At 58.8% G+C, this 22,402-nt stretch carries 25 protein-coding genes; 14 read left to right on the plus strand and 11 right to left on the minus strand.

The genetic code is table 11. The annotated features are described in order from the left end of the window. The first annotated feature begins 34 nt into the window (after positions 1-34). The 9 genes from C5L13_RS20785 (at position 35) to C5L13_RS20825 (ending at position 8,544) form a co-directional block, all read left to right on the plus strand. On the plus strand, positions 35-727 hold the full coding sequence (locus C5L13_RS20785) for a virB8 family protein (RefSeq protein WP_105385170.1): 693 nt from the start codon (positions 35-37) through the stop codon (positions 725-727). Then, positions 727-1,539, plus strand: a complete 813-nt coding sequence (locus tag C5L13_RS20790; protein ID WP_105385171.1) for a TrbG/VirB9 family P-type conjugative transfer protein — start codon at positions 727-729, stop codon at positions 1,537-1,539. Before C5L13_RS20785 ends, C5L13_RS20790 begins: the two co-directional genes overlap by 1 nt. Further along, the gene (virB10, locus tag C5L13_RS20795) at positions 1,539-2,786 is read left to right on the plus strand and encodes a type IV secretion system protein VirB10 (protein WP_105385172.1); all 1,248 of its coding nucleotides are present in this window, start codon (positions 1,539-1,541) and stop codon (positions 2,784-2,786) included. Before C5L13_RS20790 ends, virB10 begins: the two co-directional genes overlap by 1 nt. Beyond that, on the plus strand, positions 2,752-3,780 hold the full coding sequence (gene virB11 / locus C5L13_RS20800) for a P-type DNA transfer ATPase VirB11 (RefSeq protein ID WP_105385173.1): 1,029 nt from the start codon (positions 2,752-2,754) through the stop codon (positions 3,778-3,780). Before virB10 ends, virB11 begins: the two co-directional genes overlap by 35 nt. Beyond that, entirely contained in the window at positions 3,777-5,801 is a 2,025-nt protein-coding gene (locus C5L13_RS20805; protein WP_105385174.1) for a type IV secretory system conjugative DNA transfer family protein, read from the plus strand. Before virB11 ends, C5L13_RS20805 begins: the two co-directional genes overlap by 4 nt. 142 nt (positions 5,802-5,943) lie before the next feature. Continuing rightward, complete coding sequence (locus tag C5L13_RS20810) at positions 5,944-6,522, plus strand: AAA family ATPase (protein WP_105385175.1); 579 nt, start codon at positions 5,944-5,946, stop codon at positions 6,520-6,522. 224 nt (positions 6,523-6,746) lie between these two features. Next, positions 6,747-6,929, plus strand: coding sequence for a hypothetical protein (locus tag C5L13_RS20815; protein ID WP_105385176.1), 183 nt, complete (start codon positions 6,747-6,749; stop codon positions 6,927-6,929). Between the two features lie 65 nt (positions 6,930-6,994). Continuing rightward, positions 6,995-7,960 (plus strand): helix-turn-helix transcriptional regulator, encoded by a 966-nt coding sequence (locus tag C5L13_RS20820; RefSeq protein ID WP_245571406.1) that lies wholly within the window; start codon positions 6,995-6,997, stop codon positions 7,958-7,960. A 146-nt stretch (positions 7,961-8,106) separates the two neighbouring features. Then, positions 8,107-8,544, plus strand: a complete 438-nt coding sequence (locus C5L13_RS20825; protein WP_105385178.1) for a VOC family protein — start codon at positions 8,107-8,109, stop codon at positions 8,542-8,544. Positions 8,545-8,715: 171 nt separating this feature from the next. Here C5L13_RS20825 and C5L13_RS28815 read toward each other — a convergent pair whose 3' ends face one another. The 3 genes from C5L13_RS28815 to C5L13_RS20835 are packed head-to-tail and all read right to left on the minus strand — an operon-like array spanning position 8,716 to position 11,656. Continuing rightward, positions 8,716-8,877 (minus strand): hypothetical protein, encoded by a 162-nt coding sequence (locus C5L13_RS28815; protein WP_158693494.1) that lies wholly within the window; start codon positions 8,875-8,877, stop codon positions 8,716-8,718. 11 nt (positions 8,878-8,888) lie between these two features. Next, positions 8,889-11,258 (minus strand): conjugal transfer protein TraA, encoded by a 2,370-nt coding sequence (locus C5L13_RS20830; protein ID WP_105385179.1) that lies wholly within the window; start codon positions 11,256-11,258, stop codon positions 8,889-8,891. Beyond that, complete coding sequence (locus C5L13_RS20835) at positions 11,258-11,656, minus strand: plasmid mobilization protein (RefSeq protein WP_105385180.1); 399 nt, start codon at positions 11,654-11,656, stop codon at positions 11,258-11,260. The genes C5L13_RS20830 and C5L13_RS20835 overlap by 1 nt, the downstream gene beginning before the upstream one ends. Before the next feature lie 488 nt (positions 11,657-12,144). Between C5L13_RS20835 and C5L13_RS20840 the strand changes: the two genes are divergently transcribed. Together C5L13_RS20840 and C5L13_RS29355 are read left to right on the plus strand one after the other, a co-directional pair. After that, positions 12,145-12,855 carry a ParA family protein gene (locus C5L13_RS20840; RefSeq protein WP_105385181.1) on the plus strand — a complete coding sequence of 237 codons (711 nt, stop codon included), beginning with the start codon at positions 12,145-12,147 and terminating at the stop codon, positions 12,853-12,855. Beyond that, positions 12,852-13,229, plus strand: coding sequence for a hypothetical protein (locus C5L13_RS29355; RefSeq protein ID WP_105385182.1), 378 nt, complete (start codon positions 12,852-12,854; stop codon positions 13,227-13,229). Before C5L13_RS20840 ends, C5L13_RS29355 begins: the two co-directional genes overlap by 4 nt. A gap of 68 nt (positions 13,230-13,297) precedes the next feature. On the opposite strand, the gene C5L13_RS29055 is transcribed toward C5L13_RS29355, so the two are convergent. Then, positions 13,298-13,441: a hypothetical protein gene (locus C5L13_RS29055; protein ID WP_170117299.1), complete on the minus strand. Its 144-nt coding sequence runs from the start codon at positions 13,439-13,441 to the stop codon at positions 13,298-13,300. Between the two features lie 272 nt (positions 13,442-13,713). Between C5L13_RS29055 and C5L13_RS20855 the strand changes: the two genes are divergently transcribed. The 3 genes from C5L13_RS20855 to C5L13_RS20865 all read left to right on the plus strand — a co-directional run bounded on the left by C5L13_RS20855 (position 13,714) and on the right by C5L13_RS20865 (position 15,647). After that, a complete protein-coding gene (locus C5L13_RS20855) occupies positions 13,714-14,916 on the plus strand; it encodes a DUF1173 domain-containing protein (protein WP_105385184.1) in 1,203 nt (400 codons plus the stop codon). Between the two features lie 65 nt (positions 14,917-14,981). After that, positions 14,982-15,311 carry a WGR domain-containing protein gene (locus C5L13_RS20860; RefSeq protein WP_245571408.1) on the plus strand — a complete coding sequence of 110 codons (330 nt, stop codon included), beginning with the start codon at positions 14,982-14,984 and terminating at the stop codon, positions 15,309-15,311. Positions 15,312-15,368: 57 nt separating this feature from the next. Continuing rightward, entirely contained in the window at positions 15,369-15,647 is a 279-nt protein-coding gene (locus C5L13_RS20865; protein WP_105385186.1) for an HU family DNA-binding protein, read from the plus strand. 45 nt (positions 15,648-15,692) lie between these two features. On the opposite strand, the gene C5L13_RS20870 is transcribed toward C5L13_RS20865, so the two are convergent. The 7 genes from C5L13_RS20870 to C5L13_RS20910 all read right to left on the minus strand — a co-directional run bounded on the left by C5L13_RS20870 (position 15,693) and on the right by C5L13_RS20910 (position 22,303). Beyond that, the gene (locus C5L13_RS20870) at positions 15,693-16,004 is read right to left on the minus strand and encodes a DUF736 domain-containing protein (protein WP_105385273.1); all 312 of its coding nucleotides are present in this window, start codon (positions 16,002-16,004) and stop codon (positions 15,693-15,695) included. 731 nt (positions 16,005-16,735) lie between these two features. Beyond that, positions 16,736-16,981, minus strand: coding sequence for a type II toxin-antitoxin system Phd/YefM family antitoxin (locus C5L13_RS20880; RefSeq protein ID WP_105385187.1), 246 nt, complete (start codon positions 16,979-16,981; stop codon positions 16,736-16,738). A 132-nt stretch (positions 16,982-17,113) separates the two neighbouring features. Beyond that, on the minus strand, positions 17,114-17,635 hold the full coding sequence (locus tag C5L13_RS20885) for a hypothetical protein (protein WP_105385188.1): 522 nt from the start codon (positions 17,633-17,635) through the stop codon (positions 17,114-17,116). 252 nt (positions 17,636-17,887) lie between these two features. Further along, a complete protein-coding gene (locus C5L13_RS20895; protein ID WP_105385189.1) occupies positions 17,888-18,817 on the minus strand; it encodes an ArdC family protein in 930 nt (309 codons plus the stop codon). A gap of 11 nt (positions 18,818-18,828) precedes the next feature. After that, a complete protein-coding gene (locus C5L13_RS20900; protein ID WP_105385190.1) occupies positions 18,829-19,053 on the minus strand; it encodes a hypothetical protein in 225 nt (74 codons plus the stop codon). A 656-nt stretch (positions 19,054-19,709) separates the two neighbouring features. Then, on the minus strand, positions 19,710-20,540 hold the full coding sequence (locus tag C5L13_RS20905) for a DUF7007 domain-containing protein (RefSeq protein ID WP_105385191.1): 831 nt from the start codon (positions 20,538-20,540) through the stop codon (positions 19,710-19,712). A gap of 80 nt (positions 20,541-20,620) precedes the next feature. Next, positions 20,621-22,303 carry a ParB N-terminal domain-containing protein gene (locus C5L13_RS20910; protein WP_105385192.1) on the minus strand — a complete coding sequence of 561 codons (1,683 nt, stop codon included), beginning with the start codon at positions 22,301-22,303 and terminating at the stop codon, positions 20,621-20,623. Positions 22,304-22,402 lie beyond the last annotated feature (99 nt).

The raw sequence follows: 22,402 nt of genomic DNA on the forward strand, positions 1-22,402 counted from the left end.
GCTGGTGCCACAAATTCAAAGGGCATGAGGGGCAATGGCAGAGACGAATGACGAACGCTTGCGAACCTATTACCAGAGCGGCGACATCTGGGAACAGGAAGTCGTCAAGAAGGCCAAACGATCACGAGCGCTCGCATGGTTTGTCACCACCATCTTCGGTGCGATCACGCTCGTAAGCCTTGCGACGCTCGCCATGCTCGTGCCCTTGAAGAGCTTCGAACCTTATATCGTCGAGGTTGATAAGAACACCGGCTATGTCGAGGTTAAGACCGGGCTCACGAGGCCGACGAACCTGACCGAGCAACAAGCCATCACGCAGGCCAATATCGTCCGCTACATCCGGTCGCGAGAGGGCTATGATCCCTTTGCGATCGAACAGAACTTCGGCATTGCGGGCCTTCTGTCGACGGGAAACGCGGCCCGCCAGTTGCAGGATCTTTACAGCGCTGCCAATCCCCAGAACCCAGCAAGGATCTACGGGCGCAACAAGCGGGTGACGACTGAAATTGCCTCGGTCACTTTTCCCAATTCCAGTACCGGGATCGTCCGCTTCACAACGGTCGAGCAATCTGACACCGAATCGATCCCGCGGCATTGGATAGCCGTCGTTCGCTATCGCTATACCGACACTCCGGCAACCAACGAATGGCGTTTTGAAAACCCGCTCGGTTTCCAGGTCTACGACTATCGCCGCGATCAGGAGACTGTGACCGAGGGCGGCCGCTGATGATTAGTCGCATTCTGCTCGCTGTCGCCCTGACAGCAATCGGATCGTTGGAAACTGCTTCTGCGGCGCAGACTCCAGCCTCAGGCCGGCTTGATCCAAGGGTCACCAGTGTCGTGTATCAGCCAAACAACGTTGTGCGCGTCTTCGCGACCTATGGCATTTCAACGATGATCATTTTCGACGAGGACGAAAAGTTCGAGACCGTCGCGCTCGGCGACACCGAAAGCTGGGATGTTGTGCCGACCGACAAGGGCAATATTCTCTTCGTCAAGCCCAAAGCCAGACAAGTCACCACCAATATGAATGTGGTCACGACAAAGCGGATCTATTATCTCGAACTCAACGACTATGCGCCTGAGGACGGCAGACAAGTCTTCGGCATACGCTTCGTCTATCCGGAGAAGGATCTCAACGCTTCCCTCCGCAAGGAGGCTGAGGCGCGCGCCGCCAATCCCAACATGGCAGGCATCGACAAAGCCAATGTCAACATCGACTATTCATTTTCCGGCGACGGAAAGCTGAAGCCTTCGATGGTGTTCGACGACGGCAAGAAAACATTTTTCAAGTTCGGCGCGACCGTGCCGGCAATCTTTGCAGTCAACGCCGATTTCACTGAGACCCTGCGGAACTTCCGACGTGAGGGCGAATACATCGTCGTTGACGGAACCGCGACCCAATACACCTTGCGTGACGGCAACCAATGGACCTGCATCTTCAATTTGAGGAAGCCGGACTTCGGGGCCCCTGACCCCGACATCATGGCTCCGAGCTTTGACGAGAAGGCTAAAACGCGCCGAAGGAGCGGAAACTGATGCAGCGGTCTCCAGAACTCGAAGCGATGCTCGCTGGCGACGAGGTTGACGTCAGAGACAAACGCGCCCGCCGAAAGCAATTGTTGGGAGGGGCCGCCCTGCTGTTCGGCGGGGCGGCGCTGGCCTATGTCGTCGTGTTTGCGCCCGAGCAGCGCAGGCCGGAAAGCGTCAGAGGCGACGAAGAGTTCACCACAACGACGTTCCGGCCGCCATCGTTTCTGCGCGAGGGTGAAAAGCAGCCGGAAAAGGATCCTGAGCCGATTATCAAACTGCCTGATCCCCCGGTCGAAGAGGAAAAGAAGGAACTTTCGGATACAACAAAGTTCGAGGTTCCTCCTCCGCCGGGCATCGTCGAAACCAATGGGGAACCGGTCGTCCAGCCTGAAAAGGTCGAGGAGTTTCCGAAACGTTTCCTCTCAAAGCAGGTGGTGATTGACTCGACCAAGGCCGACGGGCGTGACACCTTGGGTGCTGGCAGTACCGAGGGCGGACCAACGGTCGCCGGCGAAGATCGAAACAGCAAATTTCTCGCGTCCGCTTCCGCGATCGGAGACCGATCTGCGCAAGCCCGGCAAATTGATCGCATCGATGCGATGATCCCGGAAGGGACGTTGATCCCAGGCATACTGGAAACAGCCATCAACAGCGACCTGCCTGGGCAGATCCGGGCCATCACTTCACAGGATGTCTACTCCTTTGACGGGCGGCGCATTCTGATCCCGACCGGAACAAGGCTCATCGGGGAATACCAGTCCGAGGTCACGCGTGGACAGAAGCGTATATTCGTCATCTGGACGCGGTTGCTGCGGGACGACGGCGTGACGGTTCGGCTCAACAGCATCGGCACGGACAGCCTGGGACGCTCTGGCCTGACAGGACTTGTCGACAACAAATGGCGGGAACGTTTTGGATCGGCAATCCTGCTTTCGATTGTTGGCGCCGGCTCCTCCTACCTGACGGGTTATGGCAGTGGATCCTACTCGAGCAACGGGAACGGCGATTCCGATTCTGACCGTGCAGCCGAGCTCGCGCGCGAAACGATCGCGCAGACATTTTCCGACATGGCAAATCAGGCGCTCGCAGAGAACCTCAAGATACCGCCAACGATCAGCCTTCACCAGGGTGAGCGCATCTTCGTCTATGTCCGCCAGGACCTCGACTTCTCCACACTGTATCCGGATCCCGTCGAGGAAGCCTTGAAGGAGATCAAGCATGAGCGAGGCATCCGCCAAAATCAAAGCCGCTGATCATAGTCCTTACTATTTTCTGCGACGATCGCTTGCCCCCCTGTCCGAGTTTCTGTCCGATCCGACAGTGGTGGAAATCTCGGTCAATCGACCAGGGCACGTCTATATTGAACGGCTCGGCGCCGAGGTGATGGAGCATCATGAAATTCCGTCGCTGACAGCGGCCGAGATCGAAAACATTGGGGAACGCGTTGCCGGCGCAACGCATCAGTTCATAAGCCGAGCAAACCCGATCCTCTCTGCAGCCTTGCCAACGGGGGAGCGAATCCAGATCGTCCTGCCGCCGGCAGCGGCCGACGGTGGCGCCATCTCCATCCGCAAACAGGTTACGAGTGACTTCACCCTCGAAGAGTACCGGGACAATGGCTCGCTGGATAAGGTCTCTGTGGCGGTAGCAGGCCTCACCGATGTTGAGCAGGCGCTCATCGAACATCTGAGAGGGGAGCGCATCTATGAGTTCATCCGGTCGGCCATCAGGCAGCGCGTCTCGATCCTGATCAGCGGCGGAACGTCCACCGGAAAAACAACCTTCCTCAATGCTTGCCTCAAGACGATCGACCCCTTCGAGCGCATCCTGACCCTGGAGGACACGCGCGAGCTATTTCCGCCACAAAAGAACACCGTCCACCTCCTGGCTTCACGCGGCGATCAGGGAACGGCGCAGGTCACGATCCAGTCGCTGCTCGAGGCGTCGCTTCGAATGCGACCCGATCGCTTGTTCGTCGGTGAGATCCGAGGATCTGAGGCATTTGCCTTTTTGCGGGCCATCAATACCGGGCACCCCGGGAGCATGTCCACCGTTCACGCGGACACCCCTCTCGGGGCCTATGAGCAACTTGCGATGATGGTGCAGCAAGGCGGAATGTCGACAGGCTACTCCAAGCAGGATCTCATGTCGTACATCCAGATGGTGATCCCGATCGTCATCCAGCTGAGACGCGAGGGTGGCCGCAGAGGCGTCTCCGAAATCTACTACGCGAGGCATTCGGCATGAGCAGGACATATCTCGCTGCTTATCTGCTTTTCTGCGTGCTCATCGCTGTGGCGATCTGGATCATCGGCTATGCCCTGATACTTCAGTTCGTCTACAAGGACAGCCGCATCCTTCAATTGACAGTCACAGCCAACCCGTTTGCGCCGCTACAGCAATTTTGGCTCTATTCAGACAATCGCGCACTCCAGATCGCCGCGGCGGGAGCGCTCGTTCCCGCAATTGGCGTTGCCACGGGAGCCGGCGTGTTCGGTTTGCGCCGCCCTTCCAACCCATTGGGAGACGCGGCGTTTCAGGATGTTAGCTCGATCAGGAAGGGGCGGTGGTTTCGCAAGGAAGGGCACATCTTCGGCAAAATGGGCCGCAATATCTTGCGACGGCTCGATGATCGGCATCATCTCATCATTGGCCCGACCCGATCCGGTAAAGGCGTCGGATATGTCATTCCGAACGCTTTGATGTTTCCAGGGTCGATGGTCGTCACCGATCTCAAAGGCGAAATCTATCAGCAAACCGCAGGCTACCGAAAGGCGAACGGGCACCAGGTATTCTTGTTTTCGCCAGGGGCGCCAAAGACTCATCGATGGAACCCGCTGGATTTCGTTCGGCAGGATCGCGGCAGCCGCACGATCGACATTCAGAACATGGCGAGCATTCTAATTCCTGAAACGCTCGGCTCCGATAATGCTGTCTGGCAAGGAACTGCTCAGCAGGTCATTGCCGGGATAATCAGCTATGTGCTGGAGAGCAGCCACTACAGAAACCGTCGCAACCTCGGTGAGGTCAACAGCATCTTCAACGCAGGCGTCGACCTGCAGGCCCTGATGAAGCTCATCAAAGAGAAGGAGCCGGATCTCTCGCGGTTCACAACAGACAGCTTCAACGCGTACATTTCCCTCAATGAACGGGCGGCCCGCTCTGCGCTACTCGACATCCAAAAGGCGATGCAACCGTTTCGCAATGAACGCGTGATTGCAGCGACCAATGTCACCGATATCGATCTCGCATCGATGCGCCGGCGGCCAGTTTCAATTTATCTGGCGCCGAATATCAGCGATGTGACCATCCTACGCCCGCTCCTGACCTTGTTCGTTCAGCAGAGCATGGACCTGCTGACCCGTGAATTCGATCCCGGCGCCCTGCCCGCCTATTTTCTGCTCGATGAGTTTCGGCAATTGAAGAGGATGGATGAGATCATGAACAAGCTCCCCTATGTCGCTGGTTACAACATCAAGATGGCCTTCATCATCCAGGATCTCAAAAGTCTGGATGAAATCTACGGAGAGACATCTCGTCAGTCCCTGCTCGGCAACTGCGGTCTGCAACTCATTCTCGGCGCCAATGACCAGGCCACGGCCGAGTACGCCTCTCGTGCGCTTGGCAAGAAGACCATCCGCTATAAGTCGGAGTCTCGAACTTTGGAAATGATGGGGCTGCCGCGGCGGACGAAAGTTGAACAGATTCGCGAACGCGACCTGATGATGCCACAGGAGGTTCGTCAGATGCGGGAGGACCGAATGCTCCTGCTCGTGGAAGGGCAGCGAGCTATATTCGGACAAAAGCTCCGATTTCATGAGGTAGCTGAGTTCAAGACCGCAGTACAATACGCTGCTGAGAACCAGCCTACCGTCCCCGAGCCGGAACTTGTTTCCCTGTTGCAAGTCCCGGCGGTTGCCGAGAACTATGGGCGTATTTCGATGTCATCAGGGGAGGATCGTGGACCAGCTCCCGCCGAGGCGGCTGATACCAACATCCCAGATGTCGTCGCCAAGGCGTTACCGTTGGCGCCGAACAGGAAGGGTGGAAACATTCCGGATTTTGGCTCCACTCAAGGACCGGCCAGCCCGGAAGACGAAGCCGCCGAGAAGATAGAGTCAAGACTAACACCGACCGCGGTACGGCTGCGCGAAGCAATCGATAAGAAGCTGATGCAGCCCGGCGGCGTCTCACCAAGGAGCAGACTAAGCGTCGCTGAGATTTTGAAGCAGACAGTCCCGGATCCAGCAGAGGTCGGATTTGTCTAAGGAGCGCGAACGCCGTAGATACCGTGCGCGTCCACAGCAGCGATTGCTGTCGCCGCAAAAGTCTCTTTTGCAATGCCGCAAATGTCAGTCGTAAAACGATCGCTTTAATTGGGATTTTTGCGAATATTGAAGAAAGACCGTTATGGGCGTCTTGATTTCCGGCAGTTCCAACGTTGGTAAGACGACATTCGCGGCGCGCCTAGCTCAACAGCTTGGATGTAACGTGATCTCGACGGATAGCATCGCACGTCATCCCGGCCGGCCTTGGCCGGACGTGCGTCCTCCTGTTGCCGAATATTATTCTCGCCTTTCGCATGAGACGATCTATTGGTTTCTCAAGGTACACCACGAAAACATGTGGCCGAGCATACGGCGACGAATCGACTCCGAGCGCCGTGTTCAAAAGCCCTTCGTGTTTGAAGGGTCTGCACTTCGGCCTGAGTATATAGCTCCCCTCATTTCCGGCGAGCTGTTGGGGGTTTTCCTCTATGCCGACAACGATTTCCTTCGAGAAAGGATGCGATCGGAGGCGAAATATAACCAATCTGATGAGACTAGGCGCATCATAACCGACAAATTTATAGACCGATCCTTGCGCGACAATTCGGAAATGTATGTGGCTGCCAGGAATCATGACATGAGGGCTGTGGACACCTCGGACGACCTTGCCGTGGCCACTCTCTTTGATGAGTTCGTGCAGCAGACGCTACTCCTAGCCTAGCCAAAATCCTAATTTTGCAGCGCTGCAAAAGTCGGGGTAACATATCGAGCAAAATCCGGGATTTTCGCGAACGCTGAAATGTATCCGATGTGATCGCTGACGGTCATCATCGGTCATTCCATTCCCTTTGCAAACCTGTCCGCTGTCGTGCGTTCGCATGACAAGTCGGGGTGCCTCTCCATGCGAAGCTACGTGGATGAAAGCACCGGGACAGGAGGGATATCGTGGACATCTACAGTCTCGCCATCACACACATTCGAACCGAGCCTCGACCAGTGCGGATGAATGCGTGGGCCGAGGATCGCTATTACTCAAACCACACGGGCCTGCGCTTCAGAGCAGGGCTGCTTGGGTCGATCGCTATGGCAACCGGCATGATCATGATGCTTGGCATCACCCTGATCTGAGCAGTCCCGTGGAATATGATTCCGACCGTGCTATGCAACTGTCTGGCATTTTGCGGAGATCATGGATGGACGAAGACGAGGCTAACAAAAACGCAATCTTGGCAGTGCTCCGCAGCGAGACCGAGGCATGGTTGCAGCGGGACTTCGAAACATTGGCGAACCACTGGGTACAGTCACCGCAGACCCGGAGAATGGAATATTACGCCTCTCTTGGCGTACGGGTCGATGAAGGCTGGGACGTGATTGCTGCGCGACTTAAGACGATCGTAGAGCGTTTCCCGCAGAAGCGGGCTTTTTCGGAGCACGTTCGGTGGGACAAGATCAACGTCATCGTTGCTGAGAGTATGGCATGGGTCACTTATGACCAAATCGGGATCGACGGCGGCGATGATCTTAAACGCGAGCTAAAAATTCTGCACAGGGTCGATGGGGTCTGGAAGATCAGCTGCGTGGTGATGATGGAAAGTGCCGTCCAGCAGGCGAACTTCCCGCTGATCGAGATCAACGCGGATATGCGCATTCTGTGGACGAATGGGCTCGCGCAGGAGCGGATATCCGGCCATCAGGGACTCGCCGTCGCTGCTGGTCGACTCCGCGCTAAGCGGAGCGAACATGCCTCCGCGCTCCGTGAAGCTGTCAGCTTGGCTTTTCGCGAGTTGCAGGGGCAGACACGACTAACCTTATCGCCGAAACAGGCTTGGCCGGTGATCCTTGGCGAGGATGCCGCGGGGGTGCCGATGCACTGCTGGATCCATCTTGAAGATGGCAAGGCGCTAGTGTCGTTCGATGATGCGGAGACGATCGCGCGCCGGATTGATCAGGCGCGGGAAGTCTATGGTTTGTCGCCGGCGCAGACCAGGCTCGCCCGTCTCATCGTCGATGGACATGATCTGGCATCCGCCGCCGAACGCCTGGCAGTCAGCACTAATACGCTACGTACTCAACTTCAGCGTATTTTTGACAAGACTGGCGTGCGTAGTCAGGCCGCGTTGGTGCGTTCACTGCTCAGCGTAGAGGCACCCAACAATTGACCGTATCTTGGGATTGTTCAATTGCTCACCTTCCGACCGAGGACGACACAGCTGTCGCGGAAATCCTGAGATTTGCATCCCTGCCATTCGCCGGTCGAATTTTGCCGTATCATCGAGCTGTGATTCAGATCGAGCGAGGAGCCAAGATGACCGAAGATATCAGCGTCGAATTTTCTTTGTTTGTTGAACATGGGCGGGAGAGAGAGGCCGCTAATTTCTATGCCGCCGCCTTTGGCGCGCAGGAAGAGAACACCAATGACATCGATGGCGCTCTGGCGGTTGTCGAAATGCGGTTCGGAAATCTGCCGGTATGGGTTGCCGGCTCCAACCCCAATCGCGAAAAGTCCCCATCCTACGGCGGCCCGTTCTTTCCGAAAGCACCAGGGGCGGTCAGCACGATTTTCCAGCTCAAGGTTGGCAACATTGAAGGTGTGGTGCAGCGCGCCCTTGCGGCCGGAGCCGTGATCCGCGACGAAGTCCAGACTGACATGATCGGTCGCCGCGTGGCCTCGATCTTCGATCCGTTCGGCCACATTTGGGCGCTCGTGGAGCGTAAGGCCGAGGGCATGTCACTCGCGGCGTAATTCTGTCGCAAATGTCTGTCGCGAAACTCTGACTTTTGCGAGCGAATTTTGCGACAGATTTTTCTCTGAATTTTCAGCGCCGCCAAACTTGTCGCGAAAGTTAGGACTTCCGCAAATGAGCCGGGAGGTAGGGAAATATGTGCGACGCCACTTCGCGTCTAAAAACGAATCTCAATTGAGCCATGCCGACACGGTTGCCCACGCCAGAGTAAGACCGCGATCGACAAGTGCGATTAGCATGAGGACAAAAATGAGAACGCCAAATACCCCGGCGACCCCGTCGCTTCGCTTATTCTCTTCCTCAACTACGATGATCCGTCTTTCGTCGCGCATCACGTTATCTCCTACCGTTCGCGATCATCTTGGTCGCGTTCGTTCCGCTCTTTCGTCTCACGCTGAATTTCTTCCAGGCGAGGAACATGCTGTTTCGCGGGATCGCTCTTGGTCGTGTCGCCGGTTTCTTGCCGCGAGCCGGTTTCTCCCGGACTCTCTTGACTTCGGGCATCGCGATCGTCAGGCCGGGCGTGCGATTGCTCTCCATAGGGCGTACCGCGATTGGCACTGGAGGCTTCATCGGATTGATCTCTAGAGGTGGACTTTCCATCCTCACGCCTCTGACGATCGCGTTCGAGCGCCCGCAGCGCCGTTTTCAGGTCGTCATCGAATTCCGCAACCTCGCGAATGATGCCGTTCCCTGACACCCCGAGCTCCGCCGCCCTGGTGATGTGTGCATCCAGCTCTTTCTTCAAGCCCGGTAGTTCGTCAGGCCTTTCCGCTGCAGTTCGCTCGATTGCTTCTCGTGTTCTCTCGATTTCGACAAGCACCTTATTTGCTGCATCGGCCGCGGCAAATCCATGTCTCTCGACCGCGTCGCTCCACCGTTGTTTGTCATCCTGCCGGCCGTCGGCCCCTCGTTCTTGAGACGATTGATCCGAAATTCCGGACGGGCCACGGACCTCAAGAAGTTCAACGATCTCACGGCGAACATTGACATGTTCGCGCGCCGCCTGCGCAATCTCCTCGAAATCCTTGCGCTCCTCAGGCGGCATGGTTTTCTCCGCCTGGAAGAGCGCAGTCTCGACCCGTTTTTCATATGCTTCGAATTCCGGTCGCGTCATGTGGCGCATATCGTCACCTTCAGAAACAAGCTCTGCCAACTTTACCAAATGTGTTCGAAATTGCGAGCCAGAATTTCCGGTTTCTTGATGAACTGTCTTGCGGGTTCCTACCGTGGTTCTGACTTCCTCCAGCCGAACGATCTGTGATCTGATGAAGACCCGTTGCGACTCAAACTCTTGGGATTGCCACCTTTCCCGCCACTCTCCGTGTGCCTTCTGCATATAGGCCTGGCTGCGGGAGGTTCCCGAACGATTGGATCGATCATCTCGTTTGTCACGGTACCGCCGCTCCGCTGCAGCACTGGTCCCTTCGTGCTCAGTGCGACCGATTGTGTTCACCGGACGAGCCTGATTCTTCGAATAGCTGGGGGCGCTTGCGCGATCGCGGCGATCGGTCATCTCCATGTTGATGCCATGTGCCCGCGCCTTCTCGGCCATGCCAAGCCGCCACTGGCGAAACGAGGCGATGGTTGTCTCGACCCGGTCGCCGGCATCTGACCGCATCGCGACGATGGCGTGGACATGAACGTGGGGACGCTGACCCCCGTCCGCCTCCGCCTTCGGATCGCTGCCTGCATCGTGGAGCGAGAAGACGTAGCGATGGCCCGCGAACTGCTGGCCTAGAAAATCGCGCGCGGCACTTTGAAACGCTTCCGTGTCCGTGCCCGCGCGCGCCGAGAGGATCAGGTGCATGACATCACGGGGTTTACGACTGTGGAGTTGGTCTCGCCATTCGAGCTGAACGAGATGACCAGCTTGCTTGGCATCGGTGATCATCCGCCCCTGTTCGTCCTGCACCTCGCCCTTGTGTGATGCCACCATCGAGCGCACCTGGCTCGTGCCATAGTCAGTCCCGTTGCCGTAGCCAGTAAACCGAAAGGTCGCGTCCGCCCCGGCACCCTCCATGCGCGTCTGCACGATCGCCGCGGCCTTGTCGTCCGCCGTCAGTCGCTCACCGTCGGTACTCCTAAGAACCGTCACGCCGTCAACTTCGAACCCGCTTCCATCCGCGCGGGCTGTGACCGCAAAAGCGAAGGCGCGGTTCCCCAAGCCGTGTTTCACAATCTCGCGAGCTCGGTCAAAGAGGTCATCGTCAGCGCGGCCGTCATCGGCGACCGCGATCTTGAAGAGGCCAATATCCCGGCTCTCGGCCCGGTTCTTCATCAGGTGATCCCATTCGTCGCCGACGGCGGAGAGTTCATCACGGCCACGAAGCTGATCGCCACGTTCGTTCTCGACCACAACGGCGCCATTGCGGGAGACATAATTGATCATCGCACCCAGTCTCGACCCGCCGCCAAACGATGCCATCTTGACGACGGCCGGTTGGCTACCAGAGGCAAGGCCGGCAAAGCGTGCGCGCATGGGCCGATCGGCGCGACGCTGGACGCTGTCTGGACGACCTTCTCCACCCCTGCGAAATCGAAAGCCCGATGGCTTTGCCATTCCGGTAGACCCTGCCGGCGCCACACCCCCTCCCCTGCGCCGGCGCTGATCCTCTTCTGGCAAGGTGCGACGACCGAGCGTCAGATCATGGAGCAAGGCTGCCTTGCGTTGCTCCCATTCAGCCGTGAACGCGCCGAGGAAAATCTCCATCACACGCTCCCGACGCGTTCACGAGCGCCACGCTCGGCAAAGGCCTGCAGTTCGAACAGCACAATGGCGACGACGCGTTGAACATCATCGATCACCCTTTTTTCCTCTTGCGACTGACCCGCCTCACCTCTGTTACGTGCTCGCGCCAACTGGTTGAGGTTGACACCGACAGCCTTGACGTCAGCCAGAAGCAGGGAAAGCACCGCCCTGTCCGCATCGGAAAAGAATGGACGCGCACCTGCTCCCTCCAGGGAGAGAGAGCGCAAGAACCCCGAAACCGTCATTCCGGCAGCTTCTGCGGCATCTTCAATCCGCTCGATTTCAGTCTTGCTGAAACGCGCATGGACCACCTTGTCTCTGCGCTCCCGCCTCATGTCATCGCTCGCAAACGCACCCATCGGACCTTCCCTTGGAGCCGGCCGCAGGCCTCATCGACGGCTTGTCTGTCGATCGTCAGCAAATTTGTATCACAAATTTGCGTATCCTGCCAAAAGTAACTTTACCGAATCAGTAACATCATTTCAAGTCTCGAAGCGCGATCCCAACCGTCCGACGCGCTGGAACGATGTCTCCCCCGAGCTTTGGCTGTAGCGCCACGATGTAGCGAACTGGCCGTCGGCCTACACTACACACATATACTACATGCCTACCAAACATTTGCTGTGTATGACGTTTTTCTATATCGCTACCGTCGCTCACGACCTGACTACAATGTGAAGCTGGGGTGGATCTGTGCAATGTGGAATATATTCCACACTGTAGCCGCGGAACGCTCACGCTTTGACCGCATCAATTCCAAATGAACATACTGTATTCATTTTTTGCTTGCGTCCGAGCTGGTGTTGGAAGCACAATGTCCACCCCGGAGCAGACGCGGAAAGATTCCATGACCCGAACCTATGCGGCGGTGAGTAACAAAGGCGGTGCTGGCAAAACGACGCTGGTGACCCTTATTGGGGGTGAGTACGCCCTTCGAGGGGAGCGCGTCCTGTTGATCGACGCCGACAACCGGCAGAACCTTTCAGGCTGGTGGCGTCTGTGTGCCGAAAAAGACAATGTGCCCGGCAATATCGAAGTGACTGTCGCCTCCACGCAGAGATCTATAGAGCAGGCAATCGACAATCTCGGGCGAGCTTTCGACCTGGTGATCATCGACGCGCCGGGGGTGGACAGTTCGCTGCAGACCACCATTATCCGCTCCGCTGAATTGGTGATTTCTCCCATACAGCCGGCGATCAAGGAACTCGAGGCGGCAGGTCAGGCAGTGGCGGCGGTGAACGAGATCAACGACCGGTTCGGTCTTTCCATTGACCACATTAACGTCCGCACTCGCATTTCCGTGCCGGGACGCAATCTAGAAGCCTATCGCTATATCCGACCTTTTGTCGCCGGCCTGGTCGAAGGAGACTATCGAACGCGATTGCTCAACACCGAGCTTTTTGAACGCAATATCTACCGGGAGATTCAAAACGGTCTTGGCACCTTGCAAATGCAGGAACTGACGGATCCGGTCCGAAAGGCAAGAATTGAGGTCCACGCCCTGGTCGACGAGATCGAGGAACACAGGACCTCCGAGCAAATTGAGGGCGCAGCATGAGCAAGGCGGGGCTTGGACTGTCGGACCTTTCGATCGCGCCACGAAAAATAGACCGCCAAACGGAAGCTGCGTCTGTTCCGATCACGCCCACGCCGGCGTCCACAGAGAAAGTGGCCGCTTCGATGTTGCCAAAGCCAAATGAAAAGCAGCGACGGGAAACGGCGGAGGCCCGTGCCATCGCGCAGGAGGAGGTGCGTTACAGTCTTAAAAATCTGAAGCGTTCCAAACAGCGTAATGTCAAATTTTTCATCAACATCGCGCTCGACTATGAGCTGAAAGCGCGGCTTCAGCGGGCCGCATCCGAGAACGATCTGAAGATGACTGCGGTCGTGAAAGCGGCGCTTGATTACTATCTGACGGAGAACGAGTATTGAGGGTCCTCGACGATACCGGCGCCGGTCGATCCGGCGATGGGATCGAACCCACAGCGGAAATCTGGCCCCTAGTCAGGGACCATGTTTTCGAGCAAGGCGTCGAGTTCTGCGACCGCGGTGGCCAGTTCCGCCACGATCTGTTGACGCTCTTCGAGGTCGATTGCGTTGCGAAGCTCGGCGCGCAGTTCTTCGATGTGCTGTTCGATCGTCATCTTCGTCTCCTTGACGTTTGTGAAAGATTGGACCGACGCGGCGCAAGGGGGATGACGGGTCAAGGTTCGCGTCAGCGACCGGCGGAGCCGGCGCGCGGAGGAGCCGATTTTGTCGGAGCAAAGCGCAGGCAAAATTGGAGGGGCCGCGCGACCTTGAGGCGGCATTCTCCTTGCGCCACACTGACAGATCTCAGCAGACAGGGGTGTTCTCTCGTGTGGCACCCTGATGAGACGGCACGGCAAGCGAGCGATCGCGTGAAGGCGCAGGTGCGATGAGCAGACGCTACCAAATAGGTCAAGCCATCGTGGAGGAGGAGGATCCGGCCTTCGGCACAATCCTGACAGAGGCATATCGGGCACGGCAGAGACCGATCTGCCTGTGCTGCGACACGGGCGTGGCAATGTATATCGCGCGCGTCGGCGAGCAGTTTTTGGTCAAGCGTATGCCTCTATCGGGATCTGAGCACGACCCGCAATGCCAGTCTTATGAACCGCCCTATGAGCTCTCGGGCCTGGGGCTATTGATCGGTGGAGCAATTCAGCTCGATCCGGCGAACGGCACGACGGCGCTTAAACTGGATTTTTCCCTGTCGAAGCGCGGCGCGCAGAAAAGCGCGAGTGCAGCGGCGCAAAATGAAGGACCGGTCAAAAATGAGATTAGGAAACTGTCGCTGCGCGCCCTTCTCCATTACCTGTGGCACCAGGGTGGATTGACCGAATGGACGGCGCATTGGGCAGGCAAGCGCCACTGGTTTCAGGTACGCAGCCATCTTATGGAAGCCGCAGCGACGACCACGGTCAAAGGCTCGGCGTTATCGGAGCGGCTCCTCATTCCGGAGAACTTTCGACTGGAAGACAAGGCTGCCATCGAACAGCGCAGGGCTGTGGTTCTTGCGGATATACGCGCCCCGTCGTCCGGGCCGAGAAAATTGATGGTGCTGATCGGCGAGGTGAAAGAGTTTGCCTCAGCCCGCAGCGGCAAGAAGATCGTCGTCAAACACATGCCGGGTTTCCCGTTGATGATCGAAGACGGCGCCTGGCGCCGGCTACAGTCGCGCTATGCTGCCGAGCTTGAACTCTGGCGGGCCAACGACAGGTTCCATCTCGTGGTCATCGCGACCTTTGGCATGACGCAATCCGGCCTCGCCATGATCGACGAGATAGCCCTGATGTCGGCAACCGAGCAATGGCTGCCGATCGAAAATGCCTACGAGCATCGGCTTGTCGAAGCTCTGTCGCGGCTCAGTCTCAAGAGCGTCAAGGGCCTGCGGTTCAACCTGTCATCGACGCAGCCGATTGCAGCGGCTACCCTTCCGCATCGCCGGCCAGCGCCGGCAGCGCTTTATATCGTGCCTCCGGATGCCGACGAAGAATTCGAGGCTGCACTTTCGGAGATGATCGCGGCGCGAGCCGATGTCGAACCCTGGATCTGGCGCGTGGCTGAAGGCGAGATGCCGCCCTTGCCTCTCGGATGATATGACAGCATCCGATCGATATCACTGTGGTGAATCGATCCGCGGCGACCGATTCAAAACTCTCATTGGACGCAGATTCGCAAAGAGACGATTCTGGCTTCATGATTGTCCAGACCTATTATCTCTATGTTGAGCGGATCGATGCTAGGAAGAACATGGCGCGGTTTTATGCGCTCTCCATTCAGCCGACCTTGTTCGGACATGCGTCGCTTTTGCGATGCTGGGGCCGCATCGGCTGTCGCGGCCAGCAGAAGGTTCATATGTTCGAGCATGAGGATCAGGCAGTCGAGCTGTTCCTCGAATTGCTTTCCGCCAAGCGCAAAAAGGGCTATCGCCCGCGCACAAGCTGTGGAAACCCGAGGGTTTCGGTGCGTTCTCCTGTGGCAGCGCAATGACATCGCCCCGATTGGCTGTCACTCATTCCGACATTGATAACAATGCGGAGAATTGACATGACGACAACGAACGAGATCGCCGACAAGCTTGCAACCGAGCACGGCCTGACCAAGGTGCAGGGAAAGGCCGTGGTCGAGGCAGTGATTGCAGCCATCACTCAAGCCGCGATTGCCGGCAACGAGACCAGCCTTCCCGGCTTCGGCAAGTTCAAGGTGAAGGATACGCCTGAGCGCGAAGCGCGCAATCCGGCGACCGGCGCGACCATCAAGGTCGCCGCTGCCAAAAAGCTGGCGTTCACGCCAGCCAAGGCGCTGAAGGATGCGCTCAACAAATGACATAAGGAAAGCCCCGCTCGGATCGAGCGGGGCTTTGTTGCTTGTTCAGCGGCGCGTATTGCGCGACCAGATGAGCTGCAGACCTTCCTGGCCCTGGACTTCGGTGAGCGTCGCGTAGATCGGGGCCGGAAAGCTCGGATCGTCGAGCTTGACCGAGATGTAGTCGCGCTCGGTTTCCCGGGCCTGTTTCTGCCATCCGGCGCCGAACTCGACATTGCCGGCCAGGACCCGGAAGTCGGGAGCGTCTTCCGAGCTGCGCTCGACCCGGACGATCTTTGCCTTGACGTTAAGGTTGAGGGTCTTGATGGTGCCGGAAAAGCCGTTTTCCGAAGCGGTGAAAGAGCCGATGGTTGCCATTGTCCTATTCCTTTTCAGTTGCTCGGGCCGCGCCCATCGCGGCCTCGATGGCTGTCGATCAGACCGGGGGCGATCGGCCCGCACCTGAAAAGGCCGAAACGAAGTGGAGGACGGCCATGGGCCGAGGCTTTCTTGTTTCGCGAGGAATGGCGGTGCAACCGGCAGGGGAAGAAAACGAGCCGGCCGTTGCGGACGACGATCGAGCCGAACAGCGTGAGGCGGCTTTCGGTCAGACATGCCCCATCGAGACCGCAGTGGGTGTGCCTTGCCCACATTGAAAGGAAAGGCGATGGCGACATCAGGCGTTACTCCGCCAACGACAATGCCGGCCCCATTGATCTCCCGGTTCGGTAAATGAAGAACGACATCACGAGTGTGCGACGCCCGCGAGTTTTCGGGCGCAGCCGCCTGTTTGACGGTGCTGGCGATGGTCTTGAGAAAGGCGGGGCTGAAGCTTCCGATCGGCGTTGTCGTGTCGAAGTCGAATTATACTCGTCGAGAATGATCCAGCAGGGAAAATCCAGTCCGGCGCGACGACACTCCATCTGGCTGATGGCAAGGGATACCCTCTCAGTTCCGGGCATTTGCGACGTGATCGGAAAGAGAAACACAACGCCTGGCACAGCGAGCGTGCGAACGACGACACAGTGGGTCTTGCCTTGCGGCCTGACTCTTCTCCAGCCGCCGCCTCGCGGCTCCACAGATAGAAAAACCGGACGATCTGCCCAGGCTCAAGCATTGTCAGTCCCGATGATGTCGCCAATGCCGGTCATCAGTTCCTGATGGACATCTTCCGGCGCCTCTAACAGATCGTAGGTCTGAGTGTGGGAGCGACCGATGAGCTTTCGATATTGCTCAGCCGTCAGGATGACCAGCTTGTCCTTGCCACGCTTCGTCAGGCTCACCGGTTCTATAAGAGCCGCCTCGAGGATTTCGCCCGAGGCGCGATTCATGTCTGAAAAGGTAAACTGCTTCATCGCGAAGCCTCCATCGTGAATTACCTATAATACGTATTCTATGCGATTCATGCAATTTGAATCGGCGACGTTCCAGATGGTGAGGGCCAGGGAGGAGCATCAGACGCCCCTCCCTGCGAGAGCTGATCTATGTCAGCCGAGGCGATCCTGAGTATCTTGGATCGGCTGCAGCAGATCCGGTTCCGCGCCAATGAAACGACGGGCGTGGATGGCAATTCCTGTCTGCCGCACAATGCCCCTCATAACAGGCGCCAGGGAGCCAAGTTCTTCGTCGGTCAACGGAACCAGTTCGGGATAATCGATATCGACACCTGTGTTATCGACGGCCAAGGCGCTCATCCAGGGACCTTCATCAAGGCGATATTCGTGTGTGTCGTAGTCGATGTCGATCTCATCCAGAAGGTTGATCGTAAACCGGCCGAAAATCTCGATCTCGCCCTCCAGTTGGAAAGCTGCAAATTCGTCACCGGCGAGAACCTTCCGCTCCAAGTCCATAATGATCCGAACCCGATCGATAGCGGCGTCGAGTCCGTCGATGAAACGCTCATGAAGCTCTCGGGAAATAGCGCTACTGCAACCGAGTTGGTTTGCAAGGACGATGAGCCGGAAGCCGGCGAGTTCGGTGTATACCGTCAGGCTATTGTTGGATGTCATGATGTGATCTCCTTCATCTGGATGACGGAGATCGGCCACTCCTTGGCAAAGAGGGGTCAAGGACCGCGGAACGCGGCTTGCAAGCGGGGGAACCGATTTTGTCGCTTGCGGCAAAATTGGGGGAGACCGCGCCGTCCTTGACGCCGGATTTGCTGGAGTAGAATAGGACGTCAGAGAGAGAGAAGAGACCCGCGTCCCCAAAGGGGACGCGACCGTTTCCGACGCAGTCGGCATGCCCTCCTGAAACGATGCCTAAGCCGCATCCTGTCGAACCTGTGGCTGAAGACCGTGCAGGTACGCAACGGCGCGCTGCGCCTGAGCGGCCGCCTGGAAAATGAAGCGCTTGTCGTTCTTCAGCACCGAAAGCCATGATGCGAGATAGCTCGCATGGTCCGGCCGCGGCTCCATTTCCGGAACCATGCCGAGGTCAGCCGCGAGAAACACTGCACCCAGTTCGGCGATGAGTTCTTCGCGTGCGCGCTCCGACCGGTCTTTCGCGTATCTGGAAAGATCACGATTGAGGCGATGGGGTGCACCGACCCAGTGAATTTCTTCATGGGCAAGCGTTGCATAATAGCTTTCCACGTCCCGGAACGTTTCGATCGGAGGCATCTGGATGTAGTCCGGCGCCGGCGCGTAGAAAGCCTTGTCGCCACCATGACGGATGACTGCGCCGGTTGCCGCGAAGAAGGCATCGGCGTGAGCGATCCTGTCAACGCGCCGCACGGTATCGTCCCCAGCCGGAACCGCATAAGTTTCGGGAAGGCCGTCGATCTGCTCGACGTTGAAGACGGTGTAGGCTTTGAGGAAGGGAATGTTGCGTTCGACCTCTTGCCCCTCGCCGTCGGTTTCGGTCTTGCTGATACGGTTGGCATAAACCACCAGCGAACCCGTCTCGCCCTTGCGGACGCAAGCGCCAAGTTCCAATGCCTGGCGAAACGTCATCCATGTCGATGACGAAAAGCCGCGTGCCATGCACTCCGACCAGAGCAGCAGCACGTTGATGCCCGAATAAGGCTCGCCATTATGGCGCAAGGGCCGCGAAACGCGGCCGCTCAGGTGCTTCGCGCTCCATGGCTGCACCCATGGCCGGACACCCTCGTCGAGCGCGGCAACGATCTTGTCGGTGATGCGTGCATAAATGTCTGCACGTTCGCCGGTATTCTTGTCTGACTTCTTCATGATCTTATCCCTCAATCCTGCGAACCGCGCCCTTCGCGGTTCGTCACGGCGGTCAAGGAAGCGGCGGCCGGAGGCGGTGCACCCGCTGGCATCCCGGTCGATAGTTCGATCATCGCAGGCGGGCCGATGCGTTGTGCCTGCGCGTTGTCCGGGCAGGCGTGGCGGACCATCTCGAGGGTGGTGGCGCGCAGGGCAGCTGGGCGCGCTTTCGGTGCGGAACGGTTGAGCGATGCCATGATGAATGTCCTTGTCCGTGTTGGTTGAGCGAAGCCCGGGGCCTGCCGTTTGTCCGGCGCTGTCCCTCGGGTGCGGTCGACACGAACCGGCGAAGCGGCCTGGCCCAAGGTCAGGACGATGCGAGGCGAGAAAGGTGGGGTTGCGGACAATGCGGACCGCACCCGCGGTCTGCAGCGGACGCGGCCACGCCTTGCGAAGCAAGCGTCGAGCCTGCCGCCCCGCGGCGCGGAACGCGGCCTTTGACCGGGCTGCCGTCCGGTTCAGACCGCAGCAGAACCGAGGGGCTCGCCGGATGAACCGCTCGACATGCGCACTCGGCCAACCCGGCTGGCACATCGTCGCGCCGCGGTCCCTCACCAAAGCTCCTCTCAGACCGCGGCAAACTTAGAGGTAAACCCGCCCGGCAGGTCCAGTCCCAGCACTTCGTGTTGAGAAAGCTCCCCGCGGTGGTTCGACAGGTGTGGTCTCAACCCCACCGTCATGCGCTTGACATCTGCGTGGCCAAGAGACGCGGCCTCCGCCATGGAAAACATGCCTTGGCAATCGCCGTACGTGCCTTCGGCAGTCCCGGACCTTGGTGTGCCGCTCGCCGGCCAAACTGACGTCCGGCCGACGCGTTTTCAGCGTGGTGACGGATGGCGGCTTCGGGAGCGCCTTACGGTTGGCTCCAGCCGATGAAACTCGACGGGCCGGCATATCGCTGGTCGCGGGCCTCGTCGATGACGAAACCGAAGTCGCCGATATCGTAGAACTCCTCCGCCACCAGGTAGCGGCGTTGCTCGCCGTCGTGCCGCCCACCGAGCCTCGCCACACATTCCACAAAACCCGGGCGGTGAGTGGAGAGCACGGCGGAGACGACGACCCAGCGAACGGCATTTTCCTGTTCGAACCGTCGGCGGTCCTTTCCGCGGGACTGGCCTGCCTCCAGCGTCTTGCAGTGAATCTCCTCCCAGACGTCGGGATAGGAGTGCCGGAGCGTTTCGTCGGCGTGGCGTTTTTCGAGGTCGGTGAAGAGCTCGGGAAAGGCGACCGCCACGGCCACCCAGGCACAATCCTCTTCGTAGTGGCCATCGCTTGTCCGCAGTGAGGCGGGAACAGCAGCATTGCGTTCCGCCGTCAGGGCGAAACCGCCATGACTTGCAGTGCTATGGGCGACGACGCCATCGGCGTAGGCGACGGCATGTTGCGAAAGTCCCCATGGGGTCGAAGCCCTTGCGGCAATGCTACGGCGGCCGAGGAGCACCAGCTGCCGCTGGTGGTCCGCCCATTCCTCGACCGTTCGCCTGAATTCAGCCTCGTCGACCGGATCCCTTCTGTTGTCGTGGAAGTCAGCCGCGGTCCAATCGTCCATCGTGCCGGTCAATCCCCAGCCTTTGACGAGATGGAACCCGCAATCATGCGGACGCATCGCAAAAACCTGGTCGCCGACCCGCGCAACGAGCATGCCGTCCCGGGTCCGGCCGTATATTGGTGATGTGGTGGACATGTTCTCTCCAGTCCAATCGTTGGAAACGGAAACGCCGCCGGGTGATGACAGCGGCGCGAATGACACGTGCGGTCGAACGCCTATTCGGCTGCGTCCCTGAAATCGATCTCCTCCTCGAGCGCATCTGCCTCGGTTTCGCGACCGCGAGACGCCTCGTCCTCCTCCACCTCGGCCTCGGCCTCGGATGTACTGGCGGTGTATCGGGCGGCCCACCCGGCAACCTCGTCGACAGATGGCGCGATCAGCGCCGCGGGATGGACGAAGCGGCCTTCCGCGAAATGCTCGACAAGGGCCGTGCGCGTGTCCTTGACCTTGATGCGACCGGCGACACCCGATGCGTCCGCGGCGACTTCAAGCGCTGAGCGCGACAGGCATGACAGGAATTCCTCTGTCGCGGTGTTGGTAAGGAACTGATCGGCGCCGATCACCTCGCCGGCAATACGGGCGGTGATGCCGCTGTCGGACCGGTTGCGGCGGCACGACATCACATCGATCAGCACCGAGCGCGCCACCTGCTGCAACGTGTCGCGATCGAAGGAGAGCTTGCCTTCTCTATCGATCAGCCGGGCGGCATGCTTGCGGCAATCGGCATGCCCGTAGGGATTGTCCGACGACCCGCTCGCGATCGTCACGTTGCCACCAGCAAATGCGAGAATAAGGAGAGCGATCAGCATATCGTCCTCGATCGGCGCGCGCGCGAGCCCTTCGTGGAGAGCCGCCGTCCTGAGATCACCGATCATGTCGAGACCCTTTTGCGTGACGTCTGGGCGAGCCTTTGTCGTAACGGTTTCATCAGCCGCCTCCGAAGCCTCTCCTGGTGCCGGCGCCGTCTTGGCGTCCGGCAGGCGATAGGCGACCGACTGGACCGAGCCGTCGCGCGGGCTGATATACCAGCCGGTGTTGTCGCCCTTCCCAGGCTTCGAGTAGATCTGGCTCGCCTTCGCCGGCAGCTTCGGCTGGCCCCAATCGTTGACCTCGATGATGGCGCCGCGCTTAGGTAGATTGTTCGACAGCCATTCCTGCTGGGCGCCGAGGAACGCCTCGATGTCCGTGGTGTAGCGGCTGTCCTCGTCAGCAGGCGCGAAGAGATCCTCCTGCCAGACGATGCCGTAGGCTTGGGCCAAGTCGTCGCCGAAGCTCGCGTCCTTTGCAAGCATGCGGGTCTTGGTGAGCGCCCTTGCGATCTCCCACCAGGACGCATGCTCCTGCTTCTTCGGCTTGTACTTCTTCCAGACCTCGGCCTGCTCGTCGTGGCCCGTTGCGGCAATGGTGCGAAGCTGCTGCTCGGACGGCATGTCGCCGCGTGCCATGTGTTCGAGCATGGCCGGAAACACATTGGCAAGCAGACGCAGGCGACGGATCTGGCGAACCGAGAGAGCCAGGGCGGCAGCGACCGACTCCTCCGTCCAGCCGAGCGCCACGAGACGCTCGATGGCGCGCCACTGGTCGACGGGGTTGAGCGGCTCGCGGGCGATGTTTTCGACCGCCGAGCGCATCGCACCGCCATCGTCGGTGGCGTCATCGACGAGAACGAAGATTTCCGGCAGGTCCGCCGCGATTGCCTGCGCGACCCGGCGGTGACCGGCATTGATGACGAAGCCGTTGCCACCGTCCCGCTCCGCAGCGATCACGGGCGGCTGCACGATGCCGACCGCCCTGATGGATGCGAGAAGCACGGCGTCGGCCTGCGGCGATGACTTGGACCGGCGCGTTTTGTCGGGATTTTCTTTCAGAGCGCGGGGGTCGACTGAGATCAGATGCATGGGAGTGTCCTTTGGAAGTTTGGGAACGGCGCCGTTCGCCGTCCTTGCCTGTCTTCATCTCGAAGACATCTCCCGGACCGCAGGCCGAGGATCGGCCGC

This window comes from Neorhizobium alkalisoli (assembly GCF_002968635.1).
In the GTDB taxonomy this organism is placed as follows: Bacteria; Pseudomonadota; Alphaproteobacteria; order Rhizobiales; family Rhizobiaceae; genus Neorhizobium; species Neorhizobium alkalisoli.